The organism is Undibacterium sp. CCC3.4, from assembly GCF_034347425.1.
Classification (GTDB): Bacteria; Pseudomonadota; Gammaproteobacteria; order Burkholderiales; family Burkholderiaceae_D; genus Undibacterium.
This window is the reverse complement of the sequence record NZ_CP133779.1, coordinates 3,283,892-3,301,113: the sequence shown is the minus strand read 5'-3', so window position 1 is coordinate 3,301,113 and position 17,222 is coordinate 3,283,892. Positions and strand designations below refer to the sequence as shown.

Below are 17,222 nucleotides of genomic sequence, written 5' to 3'. Positions count from 1 at the left end.
CCCCTTCGCAAGCCTGCGTCAGGGGGATGATTATTTACTTCAACTACCATTCATTGTCGGCAAATGAACACCGACCGTCTGACCAATTAACGCGAGTATACGTTCAGTGCTGGGAAGAAATAAGCAATTTCAACAGCCGCTGTTTCTACTGCATCCGAACCATGGACGGCATTAGCATCGATCGATTCAGCGAAATCAGCGCGGATTGTGCCGGCTTCTGCCTTCTTAGGATCGGTCGCACCCATCAGATCACGATTTTTCAAAATCGCGCCTTCGCCTTCGAGCGCTTGCACGAAAACTGGACCGGAGATCATGAAGTCGACCAAATCTTTGAAGAATGGACGCGCTGCGTGAACAGCGTAAAAACCTTCGGCTTCAGCGCGCGACAATTGTGTCAGGCGAGCAGCAACAACTTTCAAACCAGCTGTTTCAAAGCGGCTGATGATTTGACCAATGACGTTTTTTGCAACTGCGTCAGGTTTGATAATAGACAATGTACGTTCGATAGCCATCAGAAAACTCCAATAAAAAGAAAGGGTTAAGACAAAAACTCAAGAATTCATCTAACCCTAGATTTTAGCATGAAACACCGCCAATAACATGTCCCGGAAGTAAGGGAAACGCTGATTAACTGCTCGCAGCTGATCAGCACCATCGAAATGCCGTTATCAGTCGGGCAGCAAATCAAACACCGCCATCGACTCGACATGCGAGGTATGCGGAAACATATTGATGACGCCGGCATGACTGAGGCGGTAGCCGGCAGCATGGACCAAAATGCCGGCATCGCGCGCCAAGGTTCCCGGACTACAGGAAACGTAGACCAAACGGCGCGGCCGGAAGGCTGGTGCGAGGGTCTTCAAATCGGCCAAGGCTTGGCACAATGCCATAGCGCCATCACGCGGCGGATCGATCAGGAAGCGATCAAATTTTCCCAGCGCAAGCAAATCGGCCGCCGTGATATCGAACAGATTGCGCGTACTGAAACGTGTTTTTTCTTGCAAACCATTGTGTCGCGCATTGTCGAGCGCGCGCTCGGTGAGCGCATCACTGCCTTCGATGCCAACGACTTCGCGCGCCAGCGTGGCGATCGGCAAAGTGAAATTCCCGAGGCCGCAAAATAAATCGGCGACGCGATCGGTTTTTTGCACATCGAGCAAACGCAGTGCCTTGACCACCAAGACGCGGTTGATCTGGTGATTCACTTGAGTAAAATCAGTCGGCTTGAACGGCATCTTGATGCCAAATTCAGGCAACAAATAATGCAAGTCACTCTGCGCCGGATAATAGGGCAAGGCCGCTTGATTGCCATCGGGCTGCAACCACCATTGCACATTATGCTTATCAGCAAATGCTTTGAGCTTCGTTTCATCATCGGCCGTCAGTGCTGCCAAGATACGTAACACCAAGGCAGTAAGCCCCTCGCCGATGGCCAACTCAATCTGCGGCAATTGCGCGACGATGGATAGCGAGGCAACTAAGGCGCGCAAGGGCATGAGCATGGCAGAGACATGGGCCGGCAAGATGGCGCAGCTTTCCATATTCGCCACATAGCGCGATTTTTTTTCATGAAAGCCGACCAGCACCGTCCCTTTCTTGATCACATGCCGCACCGACAGGCGGGCCCGATAACGATAACCCCAAGTCGGACCATAGATAGGGCGCATCATATTGCGCGCTTTGACTTTACTGATATGCCACAAATTATCTTCCAGAATGCGTTGCTTCATCGCCACCTGCGCATCGGGCTCCACATGCTGCATGGAACAGCCGCCGCAGACACCGAAAAATTCACACTTAGGCACGATGCGCTGCGAAGATTGCCGATGGATGGTGCCGAGCGTCGCGACTTCCCAACTATTCTTTTTCTTGTAGGAATTAAACCCGACCAATTCACCAGGCAGAGCACCCTCAACAAACACCACCTTACCTTGACTGCCATCTTCATTTTGAATATGACCAACGCCGCGCGCGTCCATATCGAAAGAGCGTATTTCTATTTTATTCATGGGAATATCGGCGCCAACTTCGGTCGCGCCTTCTCAAAGACGATTCAAAGACGCGATTATAAAAGAGAAAGCGGCAGAAAGCGGCGATCGGCCACGACAATTCGGTAGCGCGAGCGGATTAAGACAGATTAAATCAAGGCGTCGCGTCCGACACCACGCGAAACAAAGCTACGCTTAAGTTTAATCAAGGCTTCTTGCTGGATTTGACGCACCCGTTCGCGCGTAATACCCATCTCATCGGCCAAGGCTTCGAGCGTAGCCGGATCGTCATTATCGAGACCGAAACGACGGATAATCACGATTCTTTGTTTATCCGGCAAGCGCGCCAACCAATCGCGCATGAGGGCGGTCATTTCCAGATGTTCGGCGCGCACATCAGGGCCATCGTCTGCGTCACCGGGCAATAAATCCATCAAACTCGATTGCGGGTCATTATCGAGCGGCGTATCGAGTGAGCTGGCATGTTCAGATAAAGCCAGGATATCTTGCACCTCGTCAACTGGGCGATCGACCAACAAGGCAATATCTTCCATTCTGGCATCACGGCCATCGCGCCGTTGCGATTCAAGATGGTATTTAGCGCGTAGAATTTGATTCAATTCACGCACCATGTGCACCGGCAAGCGTATCGTGCGCGCTTGATTCATGATGGCACGCTCGATGCTCTGGCGTATCCACCAAGTGGCATAAGTGGAAAAACGAAAGCCGCGTTCGGGCTCGAATTTATCAATCGCATGCATGAGTCCGAGATTACCCTCTTCGATCATATCGAGCAGGGCCAGACCGCGATTGATATAGTGCTTGGCAATCGACACCACCAGTCGCAGATTATGTTCTATCATTTTCTGCCGGGCCGCAAAATCACCCTGCTTGGCTAGCGTGGCGTAGTGCAACTCTTGCTTTAAATCAAATAGCGGACGCGTCCCTATCTGATTCAAATAATATTGTGTGGTGTCGGTAGAAAGTTCCGCCGCCAACACCGTCTTCAATTCATCAATAGGGGCAACAACGAGACTGGCCGGCTCATCGCCCGTCTCTCGCTCGGCTTCCTGGCCGAGCTCTAACACTGCCTCCGGATCACGCTCAAGCGGCTCATCAAACCCATCGGCCGACAGGGCCTGGTCGACCGGTGGTGCCGCGCGTGCTGTCAGCTTACCAGCGCTGTTTTTTTGCATAGTTTTGTGCTCTGAGGAAACTGCATTTGGAAAGCGCGTTTGCGTCTGAACACAAGCGAGCTATGGCTCACAAAAAACGACCGAACACACCAACTGACATCACCAACTATTCCACCCAGTCCACGCACTATATTAACTTTTAGATAATTAGCGTGTTGGTAAGTATTTTACCGGATCTACCGGCTTACCTTGTAAACGTATTTCAAAATGTAGCTTTATAACATCACTATCAGAATTCCCCATCTCAGCAATTTTTTGCCCCTTGCTGATCGCCTGCCCTTCTTTCACTAAAATCGTCTTGTTATGTGCGTAAGCAGACAACAAACTGCTGCTATGTTTCACAATCACCAGATTGCCATAACCGCGGATACCGCTGCCGGCGTACATCACTTTGCCAGCGGCTGCGGCATTCACGTCTTGCCCCATCTTGCCGCTGATATCGAGACCTTTATTTTTAGCGTCATCAAAGCCAGCCAATAATTTCCCCTCGACCGGCCAGATCCACTCGATTGCATCGACATCGGCAGGCTTATCACTGGCCTTTGCCGGAATAATTGGATCGAGCTTTGCCAGTGGCGCAGCAGCCGACGATTCCGATTTTTGCAACTCAGCCAAATTGGCATCGGAATACGGGCGCTTGTTGCCTAATGGTGAAGATTTATTCTGTGTTGCCGCACCCAAAGGTTTCACTTCGAGTACTGAATTATTGATACCCGTGGTTTGTACGGCACTGCTGCCCGCCTCGGCTGGAGTGACACGTAAGACTTGATCGACCTTGATGTCGTTCGGATTACTCAGATTATTCCAGACGACCAGATCGTTATAACTTTGACCGTGCTCCAAGGCAATCCGATACAAGGTATCGCCGCGCTTGACAACGTAAGAACCGCGCGTGTTTTCCGGCGTCTTGAGTAGCAACTTAGGTGGCGGCGCAACATCCGACGCGTTCCCGGGTGCGGGTGCACCGCGCTCCACTACCGGGGCCCGATGGGTCGGCGTGGTACAGGCACCGAGCACCAAGAGCATGGCTGTTGGCCACAAAGGAAAAGCGACATACTTCAGTTTTTTCATTCTCATTACAAATTTATCCGTGAATTCTTGGGTTTCGGCAAAATCAGGCCGCGCACTCAAACGACGCCTGCGCGCAAAGGCACAAAATGGCAATGCTCCACCACCGAACTCTGCCAATCATTAAGCGTCAGCCGCTCAATCAGTTGCAAGACCTGATCGCGACCACCGACCGGCGCAATCAGCCGCCCCCCCACTTTCAGTTGCATCAGCAAGGCCGGCGGCACCTCCATGCCGGCCGCCGCCAGTATGATACCGTCAAATGGGGCTACCTGAGGCAATCCCAGCATGCCATCGCCGTAATGCAGACGGAGATTGGCGATTCTGAGCGGCCGCAGATTATGTTTGGCCAATTCGTGCAAGGCTTTGATACGCTCGATCGAATACACATCGACCGCCACCAGCGCGAGCACGGCAGCCTGATAACCGCATCCTGTGCCGATTTCCAAGACCCGCTCGAGTGATTTGCCGTTACGCATAATTTCTATCATGCGCGCGACGATATACGGCTGTGAAATAGTTTGGTGATGCCCGATCGGCAGCGAGGCATCGATATAGGCTTGACTGCTCAAGGCCGGTTCTAAAAACATATGCCGCGGTATCGCCTGCAAGGCGGCCAACACCGTCGTATCTTTAACGCCCTGCTGCGCCACACGCTGCACCATGGCACGTCGCACGGCATCCGAAACCATTGCCGGGGCACTCGCGCCAGACACGGCAGCCGTTTGCGAAGCGAGCTTATTGACGGCACTCTGATGCACGTTCTGCATCGCCGTTTGCGTCGAAGCGCTGCGCGTGCCTGAATGCGCACTGGAATCCTTGTTTTGACCACCCAAGGCGGATAAGGTCAGAGGAAACCGTTTCTCCTTCGTGATCATGCCAAATTCATGACAAGCATGTCCAGTTGGCGGGTATTCGTCAAATCGATCTGCAAGGGCGTCAGCGACACATAGCCGGCGGCGGTAGCATGAAAATCGGTGCCAGGACCGCCATCGCGTACCGCACCCGGTGGCCCTATCCAGTAAATTTCACGCCCATGTGGGTCGCGCATCGCAATCACTGGTTCTGAGGCATGCCGTTTCCCGAGGCGGGTGACACGCAAGCCAGCGATCTGGGACAGCGGTAAATTCGGAATATTTACGTTAAGCAAATACGGCTGCGGCAAGGCCGGAAAGCCATTGCGCACTAATTGGCTGGCATATTCGGCGGCAGCATCGAGATGTGCCCAAGCCTTATCAACCTGAGAAATAGCGATGGCCGGAATGCCAAATAAAAAGCCTTCGGTGGCAGCCGCCACGGTACCCGAATACAGGGTATCGTCACCCATATTTTGCCCCTGATTAATACCAGAGACGATTAAGTCGGGTGGCTCGCTGAGCAACGCCGTCAACGCCACATGCACGCAATCGGTGGGCGTACCGTTAACAAAGTAAAAACCGTTATCGGCACGCTGCACCGACAGCGGTCGGTCGAGCGTGAGCGCATTCGAGGTGCCGGAGCGATTACTGTCTGGCGCGACCACTGTTACCTCGGCGAAACGCGCCAACGCCGCCGCCAAAGCAACGATGCCGGGCGCCAAGTAACCATCATCATTACTAATTAGGATTTTCATCGTGCCATTCTACCCGATGCGGAAAAACAAATTTCCACCGTCAGCATTTTTTTGCGGCATAATCGAAAAATAAACAAAAATTAAACGGTCGTACTATTTTTTTAAACCACGGAGATAAACTATGAAAGCTGTCGTTTGCAAAACTTGGGGTCCGCCCGATACCTTGGTAGTCGAAGAATTAAGCGATCTGCTGCCGGCAGCCGGACAAGTCGCGATCAAGGTCGAGGCAGCCGGCGTCAATTTTCCCGATGTCTTGATCATTGAAAACAAGTATCAGTTCAAGCCGGAACTGCCCTTCACCCCCGGCAGTGAACTGGCCGGCGTGGTGTATGCCGTCGGTGCTGGCGTCAGCTATCCTAAGGTCGGCGACCGCGTGATCGCCTTCATCGGCCACGGCGCCTTTGCTCAGCAAGTGCTGGCACCAGCCAATGCCGTCATGCCTATGCCGGCGGCGCTCGATTTCCCTACCGCCGCGGCCATCACCCTGACCTACGGCACTTCACATCATGGCGTGATCGACCGCGCCCAACTCAAGGCGGGAGAAACAATTTTGGTCTTGGGTGCAGCTGGCGGGGTCGGCTTGGCCGCGATTGAAATTGCTAAAGCCATCGGCGCACGCGTGATTGCTGCGGCTTCCAGCGATGAAAAACTGGCCGTGTGCCGCGAACATGGTGCCGATGTGACGATTAATTACAGTCGCGAAGATTTACGTGAAGCGATCAAAGCGGCCACCGACGGCAAAGGCCCCGATGTGATTTACGATCCGGTCGGCGGCATCTACGCCGAACCGGCCTTCCGTTCGATTGCCTGGCGCGGCCGCTATTTGGTGGTAGGGTTTGCCAATGGCGAAATTCCTAAGTTGCCGCTCAATTTATGCCTGCTCAAAGGCGCTTCGCTGGTCGGCGTGTTCTGGGGTGAATTTGCACGTCGCGAGCCCAAAGCCAACCTGGCAGCCATGCAGCAGATGCTGGGCTGGCTGGCGGAAGGAAAAATCCGGCCGCATATTTCCGGTCGCTATGCTTTGCACGAAACCGCGCAAGCACTCAATGACATCGCTGCCCGCAAGGTCACCGGCAAAGTCATCATCGAACCGCAACGCTAAAAAAAACGCTCGGCAACATGGTCACCGAGCGGCTTTACCAGCCACTCAAGCTGGCACGGCGTCGCCGAGCCAGTAGCGGTCGATATCTTTGAGACCCCATTTCACCGCATCTTCGCGATTGGCGATTTTATCTTGCAAGCCGGGACCAGCCAAATCCAGCAGTTCGGGAACGATGTAGCCCATCGATTTGATGGAGAAAAACACCCTCACCTTCGGTGCCAACAAGGATTTGCCGATCTGTTGTTCGACCACGACACCTAAGCGTCCCGATTCCAGCCGCACCAAGGTGCCAACCGGGTAAATACCTATGCTTTTGACAAAAGCTTGGAAGACTTTTTCATCGAAATGGCCTTTACTCCATTCGGCCATTTTGCGCAGCGATTCAGCCGGACACCAGCCTTGTTTGTACGGGCGGTTGGAAGTGATGGCATCGTAGACATCACAGACGGCACCCATGCGCGCGAGCAGACTGATTTGCTCGCCGCGCAATCCTTCCGGGTAGCCACTGCCATCCATTTTTTCGTGATGATGCAAACAGACATCGAGCGCCGCCTCGCTCACACCCTGCGCTTCGAGCAGCATTTTATGGCCAGCCGCCGGATGTTCTTTGACCGAGGTGAATTCGGCATCGGTCAACTTACCCGGTTTATTGAGGATATCGTCCGACACCATCATCTTGCCTATATCATGCAGCAAGCCGGCTAAGCCAGCTTCGCGCACAGCGACTTCGCTCAATCCTAATTGCTTGGATAAGGCGACCATGAGCGCGCACACCGCGATCGAGTGCATGTAGGTGTAATCGTCTTTGGTTTTCAAGCGCGCCAAGCCGATCAATGCACCGGGATTGCGCATCACAGAATCGGCAATCTCTTCCACCATTTCTTGCGCATTACCGACATCGACCGCTTTACCCATACGCGCTTCGCTGAACATCGAGCACACCGCATCTTTCGTTTTCGAAACGATCATCGAGGCACGCCCGAGCTCTTCATCCATCGATACTGGCGCAACGGTACGTGGCGCGGCCACCTTAGGTGCTTCCGCCGGCGGTTCCGGCATCACGACAGCGGCCGGGGTCGGTGCCTGATAGACATCGAGGCCTTTACTGGTATCTATCCATGCCTGGCGTATCTTTGATTTTTGAATTTCCATCAATTCGTTCGCTTCCGTCAGCACGAACGATTTTTTCCAAAATGGCGTATCGATCCAAGAACCGCACAGCTCTTGAACATACATGCCAGTTCTCAATTGCGAAATTTCGATTTTTTTTAACATAAGCTCATCATACGGCCTCAGGTCCGGCTAAATTACACAATTCTCATTGTGCGATTATTCTACAAAGCGTCAGACTAAGCCATCAAAAGCTGGTTATTTGTAACATAATTTTTCTTTGCGGCAATTTTCAACAATTGCATGGGGCGGAAAAAATTCTGCATTTCTTGATTTTTTATGAAACTCAAATTATACGGATGCTCAGAGCGCACTTGCGGAAAAGCTGCGACTTCTTTAATCAGAGTCAATTGTTCGGCAATTTTGCCCCACAAAACCAACACCGGCAAAGCCAAGCCGGCATGCGCGTGATGCGCGATAAGTGCGTCGAATACGCAACGCAATAAAGGCTGCCAGGCCTTGCCATCTTTCGCAGGCGCGACATGGTCACGAAACACCAAGCTGGCATTGAGCAATAAAAATCCCTGCGCATGCAAGTTTTGCTGCAATTGCGGCAAAGTTTGTATCAAACCGCCAATTTCATCACCGAGCGCGGCCATCGCCGATGCTGTGGTGCAATCTGGCGCGAGCAAGCCATCGGCCACCAGCAACATTTTCATGAAATTACGTAAGGAGGTGGCACGATTGACCGGCTTGGCCAAACCACTGCCATCGGCAGCCCACAAATGGCTGACTGCGCCATCCATAAAGCACACGCCAGTGGCGCTGGCGGCGCGTGGATAAGGTCCTTCGCCGACGAGAATATGCCGTACCGCTGCCAGCGGCTGCGTAAAGGCCGCGAATAAACGCCCTTCGCTCGGCAGAAAATCGTGCGCGACCAAAGCCGGCAAATAGTCGGGGTCAGCGGCATGCATGGCCTGCAAACCGGCCTGTAAAGCCGCTTGCCAACTCGGGTCGGCCGCCGCCAAGGCTTGCGCGACCAGCGCTGGCAAAAAAGCGCGGGCCGCACTCATCGAGTTTCCGAACTCACCGGCGGTAAACCGGCACTGGGAAAGCCGGCACCGAGCGCCGGAACATTCTGTGGCTGTGGCGCTGGCATTTGATTGCGATGCGCCGGATAGCTACTGACTGCACCGCCGCGCACCTCGGCAGCCGGCAGCGGCGCGATGAAGGGCTCGGCACCGTGACTGGGGTTGGCAGCCGCTTGCGGCAATTCAACCCGCTGCAGCGCAGCACCGTCGGCGATCATGATGTATTGGGCACGCACTTCCTGCAAACTGATGCCGGGCGCAAATTCCCGCTTGATTGCCAAGGTTTGCGCCGGCTTGCCATTAGCACTGACAATCGCCAAGCTTTCAGCTGGATTACCCGCAATAATCACGCCTTGCAACTGGTAATTACTCGCAGCGGCCAGCGCCTGTGGACCGGCACCGAACAAGCCGGCCCAGTCGCCAGTGCCGGGCTCCAGACTATTTTGTACCGTCGGTGCGGCGACACCACGGACTGCCGGGGTCAGCACGCGCAAGACCCAGAAACTGAGCGTGGCGCACAATAAAACAAAGGCTAGAAAACTACACAACAGGGGCAAACGCTTCATCAGATTTCATTCCTTATCAGCGAACCAGCTGATTAATTTCGATAATAGGCATCAATACGGCCAGCACGATTAGCAATACCACGCCGCCCATGGCCAGAATCAAGACCGGCTCAAGCAAACCGGCTATCGTCAAAGCGCGGCGTTCGAGATCTTGCTCTTGAGCATTTGAGGCGCGTTCCAACATGGCTGGCAATTCGCCGGTCACTTCACCGGCACGTATCATGTGTATCAACATCGGCGGAAAATGTTTATGCGCCGACAAGGCGCGCGCCAGCCCGACCCCTTCGCGCACGCTGGCGGTAGCTTCTTCGACCTGAGCGCGCATGGCAACATTGGACAAAGTTTCACGACTGGTCTGCAGTGCCTGCAAGATCGGCACGCCCGAACCGGTAGTAATGGCCAAGGTGCTGGCAAATCTGGCGGTATTGAGACTGCGCTCAAATTTACCGTATACCGGTGCCGTCAACAACCAAGTGTGCCATGCCAACTTCAGTTCGGGATTACGCAAGGCCACGCGCCAGAGCGTGAATGCGGCAATCAACAGCAAGCCCACCAGCCAACCCCAGACACGCACGAAATCTGAAATCGCCAGCATCATCACGGTCAGGAATGGTAATTTTTGCTTGGTATTGGCAAACACAGAAACAATTTGCGGCACCACATAGGTGAGCAAAAAAATCACAATGGCAAACGCGACCACGGTCACAATGGCTGGATAGGTGAAGGCCAATTTCACTTTCTGGACCAGCGCATTGCGTCGTTCTATGTAATCGGCCAAGCGCGACAAGACCCGTGCCAAGTGACCGATCTGCTCACCGGACGCCACCAGCGCGCAGTAGATATCGGCAAAATCATGCGGATGTTGTTTGAGCGCATCGGACAAGGCCGCCCCGGCCATCACTTCCGAACGTATCGAGGCGATGATGTCGCGAATGAAAGTACGCTCCGATTGATCGAGCAGGGCCGACAGCGACTGCTCGAGCGGCAAGCCGGCTTCGAGCAAACTGGCGAGTTGACGCGTGAATAAAGCCAGTTCGACCGTCGACAAGCGTTCGGCAAAGAAGGCACGCTTCTTTTCTTCGCCGGCGGCCGAGTGCTGGTGAATCGCTTCCACCGTCACCGGCAGCAAGCCCTGCGCGCGCAACTCACTGCGCGCCGCGCGGGCACTGTCGGCGTTGAGCACGCCTTTACTCGTGCTTCCCGCCTTGTCTATTGCTTCATATCGAAATGCCGGCACGGTGCTTATTCCTTAGTTACACGCAATAATTCTTCTTGCGTCGTGATGCCACTGCGCAGCCAGCGATCACCATCTTCGCGCATGGTTTTCATGCCGTCAGCCTGGGCGGCCAATCGAATTTCTGCTTCCGAAGCACGATGATGGATTTGCGCGCGAATATCGTCGGTGGTTTGCAGTAATTCGTAAACGCCGAGCCGGCCTTGATAACCGGTATGGCCGCAGTGATCGCAACCGACTGCATGCCAGCGCCCGCCTTCTTCGCGGCGACAATGGCTACATAATTTCCGCACCAAGCGCTGCGCTACCACACCCAACAAGGAGGAAGACAGCAGGAACGGCTCTATCCCCATATCAAGCAAGCGCGTGACCGCCGCCGCCGCATCATTGGTGTGCAAAGTGGCCAACACCAGATGGCCGGTCAGCGAAGCTTGTACGGCAATTTGCGCGGTTTCGAGATCGCGAATTTCGCCGATCATGATGACATCGGGATCTTGCCGCAAAATAGCGCGCAAAGCCTTGGCAAACGTCATGTCGATACGCGCATTGACCTGAGTTTGACCGACGCCGGCCAATTCGTATTCAATCGGATCTTCCACCGTCAGAATATTGGTGGTACCGGCATTGACGCGCGAAAGCGCGGCATACAGCGTGGTGGTCTTACCCGAACCGGTAGGACCGGTGACGAGCACGATGCCGTGCGGCTGAGCGATCAACTTATCGAAATCTTGCAAGACTTCCGGGCTCATCCCCAAATTACTCAAATCCAAACGACCGGCTTCTTTGTCGAGCAAACGTAAGACCGCCCGTTCGCCATGTCCGGTCGGTAACGTCGAAACCCGCACATCGACCGGTTTGCCGCCGATGCGCAAGGTAATGCGTCCATCTTGCGGCAAGCGTTTTTCGGCGATATCGAGCTGCGCCATGATTTTAATCCGCGAAATCAGCGAGGCATGGATGGCCTTGCGCGGCCTGACTACATCACGCAAGGAGCCATCGACGCGAAAGCGCACCACCGAAATTTGCTCGAACGGTTCGATATGAATATCCGAGGCACCATCGCGCAAAGCTTGCGTGAGCAAGGCATTGATCATACGGATTACCGGCGCATCGTCGGCCGATTCCAGCAAATCTTCAATCGCCGGCATGTCGAGCATCAGCTTGGCCAAGTCGAGATCAGATTCGACTTCACCAACCACATCGGCCGCATCGCCACCCGAGCCGGCATACGCCTTGGCAATCAAATCATTGAGCAATTCCGGCGCCAACAGCGTCAGTTTGACCTTACCGAATTTACGACCGACTTCAGCAATCGCCGCGGCCGAAGTTTTTTCCGATACCGACAACTCTACCGGCGCGTGCACAGCCGTGCTGTCGCGACTGGCCAAGATTAAAAAATCCCGCGCAAACCCATAGGGCAATAAGCGATGTTCGAGCATGGCTTATTTACTTCCTGCTGGCGAAGACGGCGTCTGTGGCAAAGTCATCGACGGGCTCATCAGTTCACCTTTCTTCATTTCCGGCAGCAAACCGGCATTCCCGCCGCTGGCTGGCATCATCTGCGCACGCATGTAATCGTAACGATTAACTGAGACATCGGTGCTTTGATCGGCACTGCGGACAATGGTCGGGCGCAAGAACACCATCAAATTGGTTTTATTGCGCTTCGCCGTTTGGTATTTAAACAAATTACCGAGAAATGGAATATCGCCGAGCACCGGAACTTTTTCTACCGCGTCGTTGACGGTATCTTGGATCAAACCACCGAGCGCAAGGATGCTGCCATCTTCGACCAACACATTGGTCGTGATCGAGCGCTGCGTCGTGCTAGGGCCATTGGGACTGGTGGTACTGCTATCGAGGACTGCCGAACTCTCTTGGTAAATCGCCAGTTTGACGGTGCCGCCTTCGGAAATTTGTGGGCGTATCGTCAGTTTAAGACCAACATCTTTACGTTCTATGGTTTGAAATGGATTACTGGTACTCGAGGTCGATGTGGTGTATTGGCCAGTCACGAAAGGTACATTTTGACCAACCACGATCTTGGCTTCCTCATTATCGAGCGTCAACAAATTCGGCATCGACAAGATATTGGTACCACCAGCGCTATCGACCAGATGCGCGAGCGCGCCCAAACCGAGCTTGCCACCGACTTGTTTGAACACGCCTATGGACAGACCATTTGAAGGCAGCACAGTGCTGGCTGTGCTACTGGCCAAACTGGCACCGAGGGTGCCGAGGTTATTACCGGCAGTGGAAAACAAAGTGCCGCCACCAACCCGGTAATTACTACTGGAATCGCCCGATACGCCAGCCCATTGCACCCCGAATTCGTTGCTCTTATCGGCCGTCACTTCGACGATCAGCGCTTCAATATACACTTGGGCGCGGCGCGCATCGAGCTGATCGATCACCATGCGTAAGTTTTTATATACCGCTTCGCTGGCGGTGATGATCAGAGTATTGGTCGCGGCATCGGCTTGAATGAAGCCGGCAGCACTGCCGCCGCTGCTGCTGCCGGCAGCGCTGCTGCTCTGCGAACTACTGCTCGAATTATTGAGCCCGCCGCTGGCACCGCCATTGTTATTTGTATTGGAAAAACCGCTGCTTTGATTGCTGCCGCCGCTGCTATTATTACTATTGTTGCCGATATTGCTATTCGACAAACCGCTGCTGGTATTGGCATTACTGATTTCGCCGGTGACAATCGAGCGTAAGGTCACCGCTAACTTGACCGCTTCGGCATTTTTCAGATACACGACATGGACGTTACCGGGCAAAGCGGTCGGCTGATCCATCTTGCCGACCAAGGATTTGATCAAATTGGCGCGTGCTTGCGAAGGCGCGCGCAACAGTAAGGAGTTGGTACGCGGATCGGCCATCAACACCGCCCGTGCAGTGTCGCCGGGCGTGACGGAGGAGTCGGTCAGCTTGCTGACCAGTGCGGCGATATCGCTGGCCATCGCGTATTTCACCGGTATCACTTCCAGATCGACCACCGCCGGCACATCGAGTGCGGCGATGATTTTATTGAGACGCTTGAGGTTATCAGCATAGTCGGTAATGACGATGGAGTTATTCCCGGGGTTGGCATTGATGGTGTTATTCGGTGAAATCAGGGGACGCAACACCGTCACCACATTCGCTGCCGATTCATAATTGAGACGGATAATTTGGGTGGCGACCTGGTCACCTTTGACCGACTCGGTTTTTTCGCTCTGCACCGCTTGAGTCGGGCCAGCTTGTAACTTGGCATCGGCTTCCGGCACGACTTTATAGTAACCGTCCGCGTACACCACGGCATAGCCTTGCAAACGCAAAGTCGAGGTCAAGAGTTTGAAGGCCTGCTCTTTACTCAAGGGCGTTTCCGACACCAAATTCACCTGTCCTTTGACGCGCGGATCGATGATGAAGGTGGTACCGGTGTAATGACCGATGGCTTTGACCACCGATTCGATATCGGCACCGACAAAATTAAGATCGGCGGAATTTTTTCCCGGCGCCTGGGCCAGCGCTGCGCCCGCGATGAAACACCCGGCAGTCAAGACGACTGCTGCGGCCATCGTCGATAACGGATACCTTGGTTTGCGTGAGTAGTTGCTGAGCATAGCTGCCTTGATATTTAATGGAGTTGTAGTCATTTGAAATCTAACGCGATCACATCCTGATTGCCGTCTTTACGGCGCTGTCCAAGCAAATTCAATAAATTTGCCAACTTATCTTCCTGGCCGGCAGCAGCCCAGGCTTTGCCGGAAAAATGAAACCGTCCGCCGCTGACGGCACCTGCACCGGCCAACATCATTGGCCCGCTCAGGGTGAGCAGAGTCATTTCCGCATTCATACCTTGCAGATTCACCTCCACGCGATAGCTGCCGAGTGGCCGCACCTGCGACAGACGTGAAGCCATTTCTGCCAATTCCAGTTGCAACTGGCCCTGCGCCGACAGCAAGGCACCACTGCGCGTGAAACTCAGATTATTCCATGACAAATGCAGCTTGCCAGTCGGGCCGATGGTATTCAAGGGCGCACCCAAACCTTCGAGGCGCTCCGGCGGTAAGCTCAGCACTGCCGGCGAGATCTGCCACTGCGAAAAATTACCATTGATATGCAGTGGTGCCGATAAAGAGTCGGCATTCTCCAACTGCACATCGACTTGGCCAAGCAACAGCAAAGGCGAAATTTTCCAGCTAAAGCGACCGGCAAACAGCGGCGTCACCGGCGCTGTCGGACCGGCCGCCACCCCGATAAACGCCGAGCCGCGCCAAAACGAACCCTGCACATCACCGAGACTGAAGCGCCCGCCACTCTGCTGCTCCAGTGCGGCACCAAGCCAACTGGCCGGCAAAAACAAGATCACCGTCAGCAGCGCGGTGAGCAGTGCGGCGGCGATCCATCCTACAGTTTGCGATAGCGAACGGCTCATCTCAAGTCCCGCTGCGTTGCTGCTTGAGAGTTAAATTCACGTTCACCTGACCGCTCTCGGGGAGCGCATTCAGACGCGCCTCCTCTACCGTCAGTTTGGCGGTTTTTTGCATTTCCACTAGCCATGCCATCAGTTGCGCATATTCCACCGTCGTAATTTGCAGACGCACCATGTCATCGGAAACGCTGAGATTCTGCGTTTGGATACCGCGCGCTGCCAGACTTTTTTCCAGCACTTCGCGGCTGACCGGATCGAGTATCTGCGACAAGCCAGCGGCCAGCTTAGTATGCTGCGCACTCAAAGCCGACATTTCGGCAACGTGCTGACGCAATTGTGGAATCTGCAACTGCAGCTTGGCCCGTCCCGCTAAGGCTGGATCAAGCAGCACCAAATACAGTAAGGCCAGCGCAATCACGCCAGCGGCCAGCATCAGCAAGCTGCGTTCGCGGCCATTACGCTGCTGCCAAAACTGGCGCCACTGTTGGAAGAAATGTTTGCGCATCACCATGCCCCTGTCTTGGAAATATGCAGAATGCCGTCCGAACCGACCTCCAGCTTCATAGATTGTTCAATTAAAGCGGCGCGCAATTGATCGATAGGAATCAGCCCGGCGGCCTTGACTTTCACGTGCAAGCCGCGGTCTTTGTAATCGACACTGCTGATGCTGGCAGCTTTGCCGAGCATGATACGATTCCAGACGCGCGTGAATTGCGCCGTCATGACGACGAAATCATTGGCCGCAAATTGACCTGACAAACGTTTGGCCAGGTTAACTTTTTGCTGCATCTGTTCGAGCGGATCGAGGATGGTGGTTTCCTTGGGAAAGCTGGTTTTATACGTTTGCACCAGCACATCGCTGAGGCTTTTCGCCTCGCGTTTCAGGGTATACCACTCAAAATTGAGCGCCGCCACATTGACCATGGCGAGCACCAGCAGCAGCCGCAAAGGCCAACGCCACCCCACCCAGTCGATCGCCGGTTTATGGCTGGCTGAGATGCCGACCATCAGATCGAGCGGTGCCGCGCCAATGCCGCCGATGCGCATGGCCCAGCCATCGCTTTGCAGACTGATGCGTTGGCTCAGGTTTTGCTGTTCTAAGGCAGCCTTCCAGGCATCCAACTCAGTGGCTGGCAAGGCGACACTGAGCTGCGCCTGCGGTGCCAGAATGTTCAGCATTGCCAAGGCAGTCTCTGGACTGGCATCGGCCAAACATAAGCCCAAACCGCTGGCCGCAGCCTGACGCAGGCTCAGCATGACTGTACTGTCGCGCACTTCGATCAAGGCACTCGCGCGATTCTCACCGGCGGCCAAGAGCATGCTCAGTTGTGCCGGCAAGGCGAGAATTTTTTTAACCGGCCAGTCTTTGACCAAATTGGACAATTGTTCCAACCAGCGCCGATCGGCCACCGCGACGGTGGCTTCGCCCCCGCTCACGGCGCTCGCCACCAGCACCACATCGGCCGGATCACAGGTAATCTGTTCTTCCACCAAATTTGGCAAGGCTGCGGTAAACTTGGCTGCAGCCATCGGCGGCACCCGCACCCGTAACAAACTCACATCGGCCGCGGCAATCAATAAGCTCAGTTGGCGCGCGCTGGCAGCCAGCAGCCGCAATTGCGGCAGAGTTTTGTGGCCTTGCTCGAGCAAGCGCCCCTCGGCCGAATACAAGGCATACGGCAAGGCTTGGGCTTGCCAATGCGAATCGACTGCAGTGCGCGCAGGTAAAGAGAGATAGAGTGTACTGACCATTTTATAATTTCATTCCAAACTGCGGCATCGGTTGGTATCCCTTGTCAGCAGCGCGAGCACTCAATTGCACTGAATGTTCGCGC

16 protein-coding genes are annotated in these 17,222 nt (G+C 54.4%); 1 reads left to right on the top strand and 15 read right to left on the bottom strand.

Annotated elements, in window-relative coordinates; translation table 11 throughout:
• Nucleotides 1-86: 86 nt before the first annotated feature.
• From ndk to surE, 6 genes are all read right to left on the bottom strand, one after another.
• Nucleotides 87-512, bottom strand: a complete 426-nt coding sequence (ndk, locus tag RHM61_RS14840; RefSeq protein ID WP_322248072.1) for a nucleoside-diphosphate kinase — start codon at nucleotides 510-512, stop codon at nucleotides 87-89.
• A 156-nt stretch (nucleotides 513-668) separates the two neighbouring features.
• Nucleotides 669-2,009 (bottom strand): 23S rRNA (uracil(1939)-C(5))-methyltransferase RlmD, encoded by a 1,341-nt coding sequence (gene rlmD / locus RHM61_RS14835; protein ID WP_322248071.1) that lies wholly within the window; start codon nucleotides 2,007-2,009, stop codon nucleotides 669-671.
• 128 nt (nucleotides 2,010-2,137) lie between these two features.
• Nucleotides 2,138-3,184 carry an RNA polymerase sigma factor RpoS gene (rpoS, locus tag RHM61_RS14830; RefSeq protein WP_322248070.1) on the bottom strand — a complete coding sequence of 349 codons (1,047 nt, stop codon included), beginning with the start codon at nucleotides 3,182-3,184 and terminating at the stop codon, nucleotides 2,138-2,140.
• Between the two features lie 147 nt (nucleotides 3,185-3,331).
• On the bottom strand, nucleotides 3,332-4,255 hold the full coding sequence (locus RHM61_RS14825) for a peptidoglycan DD-metalloendopeptidase family protein (protein WP_322248069.1): 924 nt from the start codon (nucleotides 4,253-4,255) through the stop codon (nucleotides 3,332-3,334).
• Nucleotides 4,256-4,311: 56 nt separating this feature from the next.
• The gene (locus tag RHM61_RS14820) at nucleotides 4,312-5,130 is read right to left on the bottom strand and encodes a protein-L-isoaspartate(D-aspartate) O-methyltransferase (RefSeq protein WP_322248068.1); all 819 of its coding nucleotides are present in this window, start codon (nucleotides 5,128-5,130) and stop codon (nucleotides 4,312-4,314) included.
• The gene (gene surE / locus RHM61_RS14815; RefSeq protein WP_322248067.1) at nucleotides 5,127-5,864 is read right to left on the bottom strand and encodes a 5'/3'-nucleotidase SurE; all 738 of its coding nucleotides are present in this window, start codon (nucleotides 5,862-5,864) and stop codon (nucleotides 5,127-5,129) included. Before surE ends, RHM61_RS14820 begins: the two co-directional genes overlap by 4 nt.
• A gap of 121 nt (nucleotides 5,865-5,985) precedes the next feature.
• Between surE and RHM61_RS14810 the strand changes: the two genes are divergently transcribed.
• Entirely contained in the window at nucleotides 5,986-6,966 is a 981-nt protein-coding gene (locus tag RHM61_RS14810) for an NADPH:quinone oxidoreductase family protein (RefSeq protein ID WP_322248066.1), read from the top strand.
• Between the two features lie 45 nt (nucleotides 6,967-7,011).
• Here RHM61_RS14810 and RHM61_RS14805 read toward each other — a convergent pair whose 3' ends face one another.
• The 9 genes from RHM61_RS14805 to gspL all read right to left on the bottom strand — a co-directional run bounded on the left by RHM61_RS14805 (nucleotide 7,012) and on the right by gspL (nucleotide 17,139).
• Complete coding sequence (locus RHM61_RS14805) at nucleotides 7,012-8,241, bottom strand: HD-GYP domain-containing protein (RefSeq protein WP_322248065.1); 1,230 nt, start codon at nucleotides 8,239-8,241, stop codon at nucleotides 7,012-7,014.
• Between the two features lie 74 nt (nucleotides 8,242-8,315).
• Entirely contained in the window at nucleotides 8,316-9,149 is an 834-nt protein-coding gene (locus tag RHM61_RS14800) for a uracil-DNA glycosylase (protein ID WP_322248064.1), read from the bottom strand.
• Nucleotides 9,146-9,733, bottom strand: coding sequence for a type II secretion system protein N (locus tag RHM61_RS14795; RefSeq protein ID WP_322248063.1), 588 nt, complete (start codon nucleotides 9,731-9,733; stop codon nucleotides 9,146-9,148). The genes RHM61_RS14800 and RHM61_RS14795 overlap by 4 nt, the downstream gene beginning before the upstream one ends.
• Nucleotides 9,734-9,749: 16 nt before the next feature.
• Nucleotides 9,750-10,970: a type II secretion system inner membrane protein GspF gene (gene gspF, locus RHM61_RS14790; protein ID WP_322248062.1), complete on the bottom strand. Its 1,221-nt coding sequence runs from the start codon at nucleotides 10,968-10,970 to the stop codon at nucleotides 9,750-9,752.
• 5 nt (nucleotides 10,971-10,975) lie between these two features.
• Nucleotides 10,976-12,406 carry a type II secretion system ATPase GspE gene (gene gspE / locus RHM61_RS14785; protein WP_322248061.1) on the bottom strand — a complete coding sequence of 477 codons (1,431 nt, stop codon included), beginning with the start codon at nucleotides 12,404-12,406 and terminating at the stop codon, nucleotides 10,976-10,978.
• A 3-nt stretch (nucleotides 12,407-12,409) separates the two neighbouring features.
• On the bottom strand, nucleotides 12,410-14,608 hold the full coding sequence (gene gspD, locus RHM61_RS14780; RefSeq protein WP_322248060.1) for a type II secretion system secretin GspD: 2,199 nt from the start codon (nucleotides 14,606-14,608) through the stop codon (nucleotides 12,410-12,412).
• On the bottom strand, nucleotides 14,605-15,390 hold the full coding sequence (locus tag RHM61_RS14775; protein WP_322248059.1) for a type II secretion system protein N: 786 nt from the start codon (nucleotides 15,388-15,390) through the stop codon (nucleotides 14,605-14,607). Before RHM61_RS14775 ends, gspD begins: the two co-directional genes overlap by 4 nt.
• Before the next feature lies 1 nt (nucleotide 15,391).
• Nucleotides 15,392-15,892 (bottom strand): type II secretion system protein GspM, encoded by a 501-nt coding sequence (gene gspM / locus RHM61_RS14770; protein ID WP_322248058.1) that lies wholly within the window; start codon nucleotides 15,890-15,892, stop codon nucleotides 15,392-15,394.
• Entirely contained in the window at nucleotides 15,892-17,139 is a 1,248-nt protein-coding gene (gene gspL, locus RHM61_RS14765) for a type II secretion system protein GspL (protein ID WP_322248057.1), read from the bottom strand. Before gspL ends, gspM begins: the two co-directional genes overlap by 1 nt.
• Between the last annotated feature and the right edge of the window lie 83 nt (nucleotides 17,140-17,222).

Excerpts from the sequence above, each read along its gene's own strand:
- ndk (WP_322248072.1), bottom strand. The coding sequence starts at position 512 with ATGGCTATCGAACGTACATTGTCTATTATCAAACCTGACGCAGTTGCA.
- rlmD (WP_322248071.1), bottom strand. The coding sequence starts at position 2,009 with ATGAATAAAATAGAAATACGCTCTTTCGATATGGACGCGCGCGGCGTT.
- rpoS (WP_322248070.1), bottom strand. The coding sequence starts at position 3,184 with ATGCAAAAAAACAGCGCTGGTAAGCTGACAGCACGCGCGGCACCACCG.
- RHM61_RS14825 (WP_322248069.1), bottom strand. The coding sequence starts at position 4,255 with ATGAAAAAACTGAAGTATGTCGCTTTTCCTTTGTGGCCAACAGCCATG.
- RHM61_RS14820 (WP_322248068.1), bottom strand. The coding sequence starts at position 5,130 with ATGATCACGAAGGAGAAACGGTTTCCTCTGACCTTATCCGCCTTGGGT.
- surE (WP_322248067.1), bottom strand. The coding sequence starts at position 5,864 with ATGAAAATCCTAATTAGTAATGATGATGGTTACTTGGCGCCCGGCATC.
- RHM61_RS14810 (WP_322248066.1), top strand. The coding sequence starts at position 5,986 with ATGAAAGCTGTCGTTTGCAAAACTTGGGGTCCGCCCGATACCTTGGTA.
- RHM61_RS14805 (WP_322248065.1), bottom strand. The coding sequence starts at position 8,241 with ATGTTAAAAAAAATCGAAATTTCGCAATTGAGAACTGGCATGTATGTT.
- RHM61_RS14800 (WP_322248064.1), bottom strand. The coding sequence starts at position 9,149 with ATGAGTGCGGCCCGCGCTTTTTTGCCAGCGCTGGTCGCGCAAGCCTTG.
- RHM61_RS14795 (WP_322248063.1), bottom strand. The coding sequence starts at position 9,733 with ATGAAGCGTTTGCCCCTGTTGTGTAGTTTTCTAGCCTTTGTTTTATTG.
- gspE (WP_322248061.1), bottom strand. The coding sequence starts at position 12,406 with ATGCTCGAACATCGCTTATTGCCCTATGGGTTTGCGCGGGATTTTTTA.
- gspD (WP_322248060.1), bottom strand. The coding sequence starts at position 14,608 with ATGACTACAACTCCATTAAATATCAAGGCAGCTATGCTCAGCAACTAC.
- RHM61_RS14775 (WP_322248059.1), bottom strand. The coding sequence starts at position 15,390 with ATGAGCCGTTCGCTATCGCAAACTGTAGGATGGATCGCCGCCGCACTG.
- gspM (WP_322248058.1), bottom strand. The coding sequence starts at position 15,892 with ATGCGCAAACATTTCTTCCAACAGTGGCGCCAGTTTTGGCAGCAGCGT.
- gspL (WP_322248057.1), bottom strand. The coding sequence starts at position 17,139 with ATGGTCAGTACACTCTATCTCTCTTTACCTGCGCGCACTGCAGTCGAT.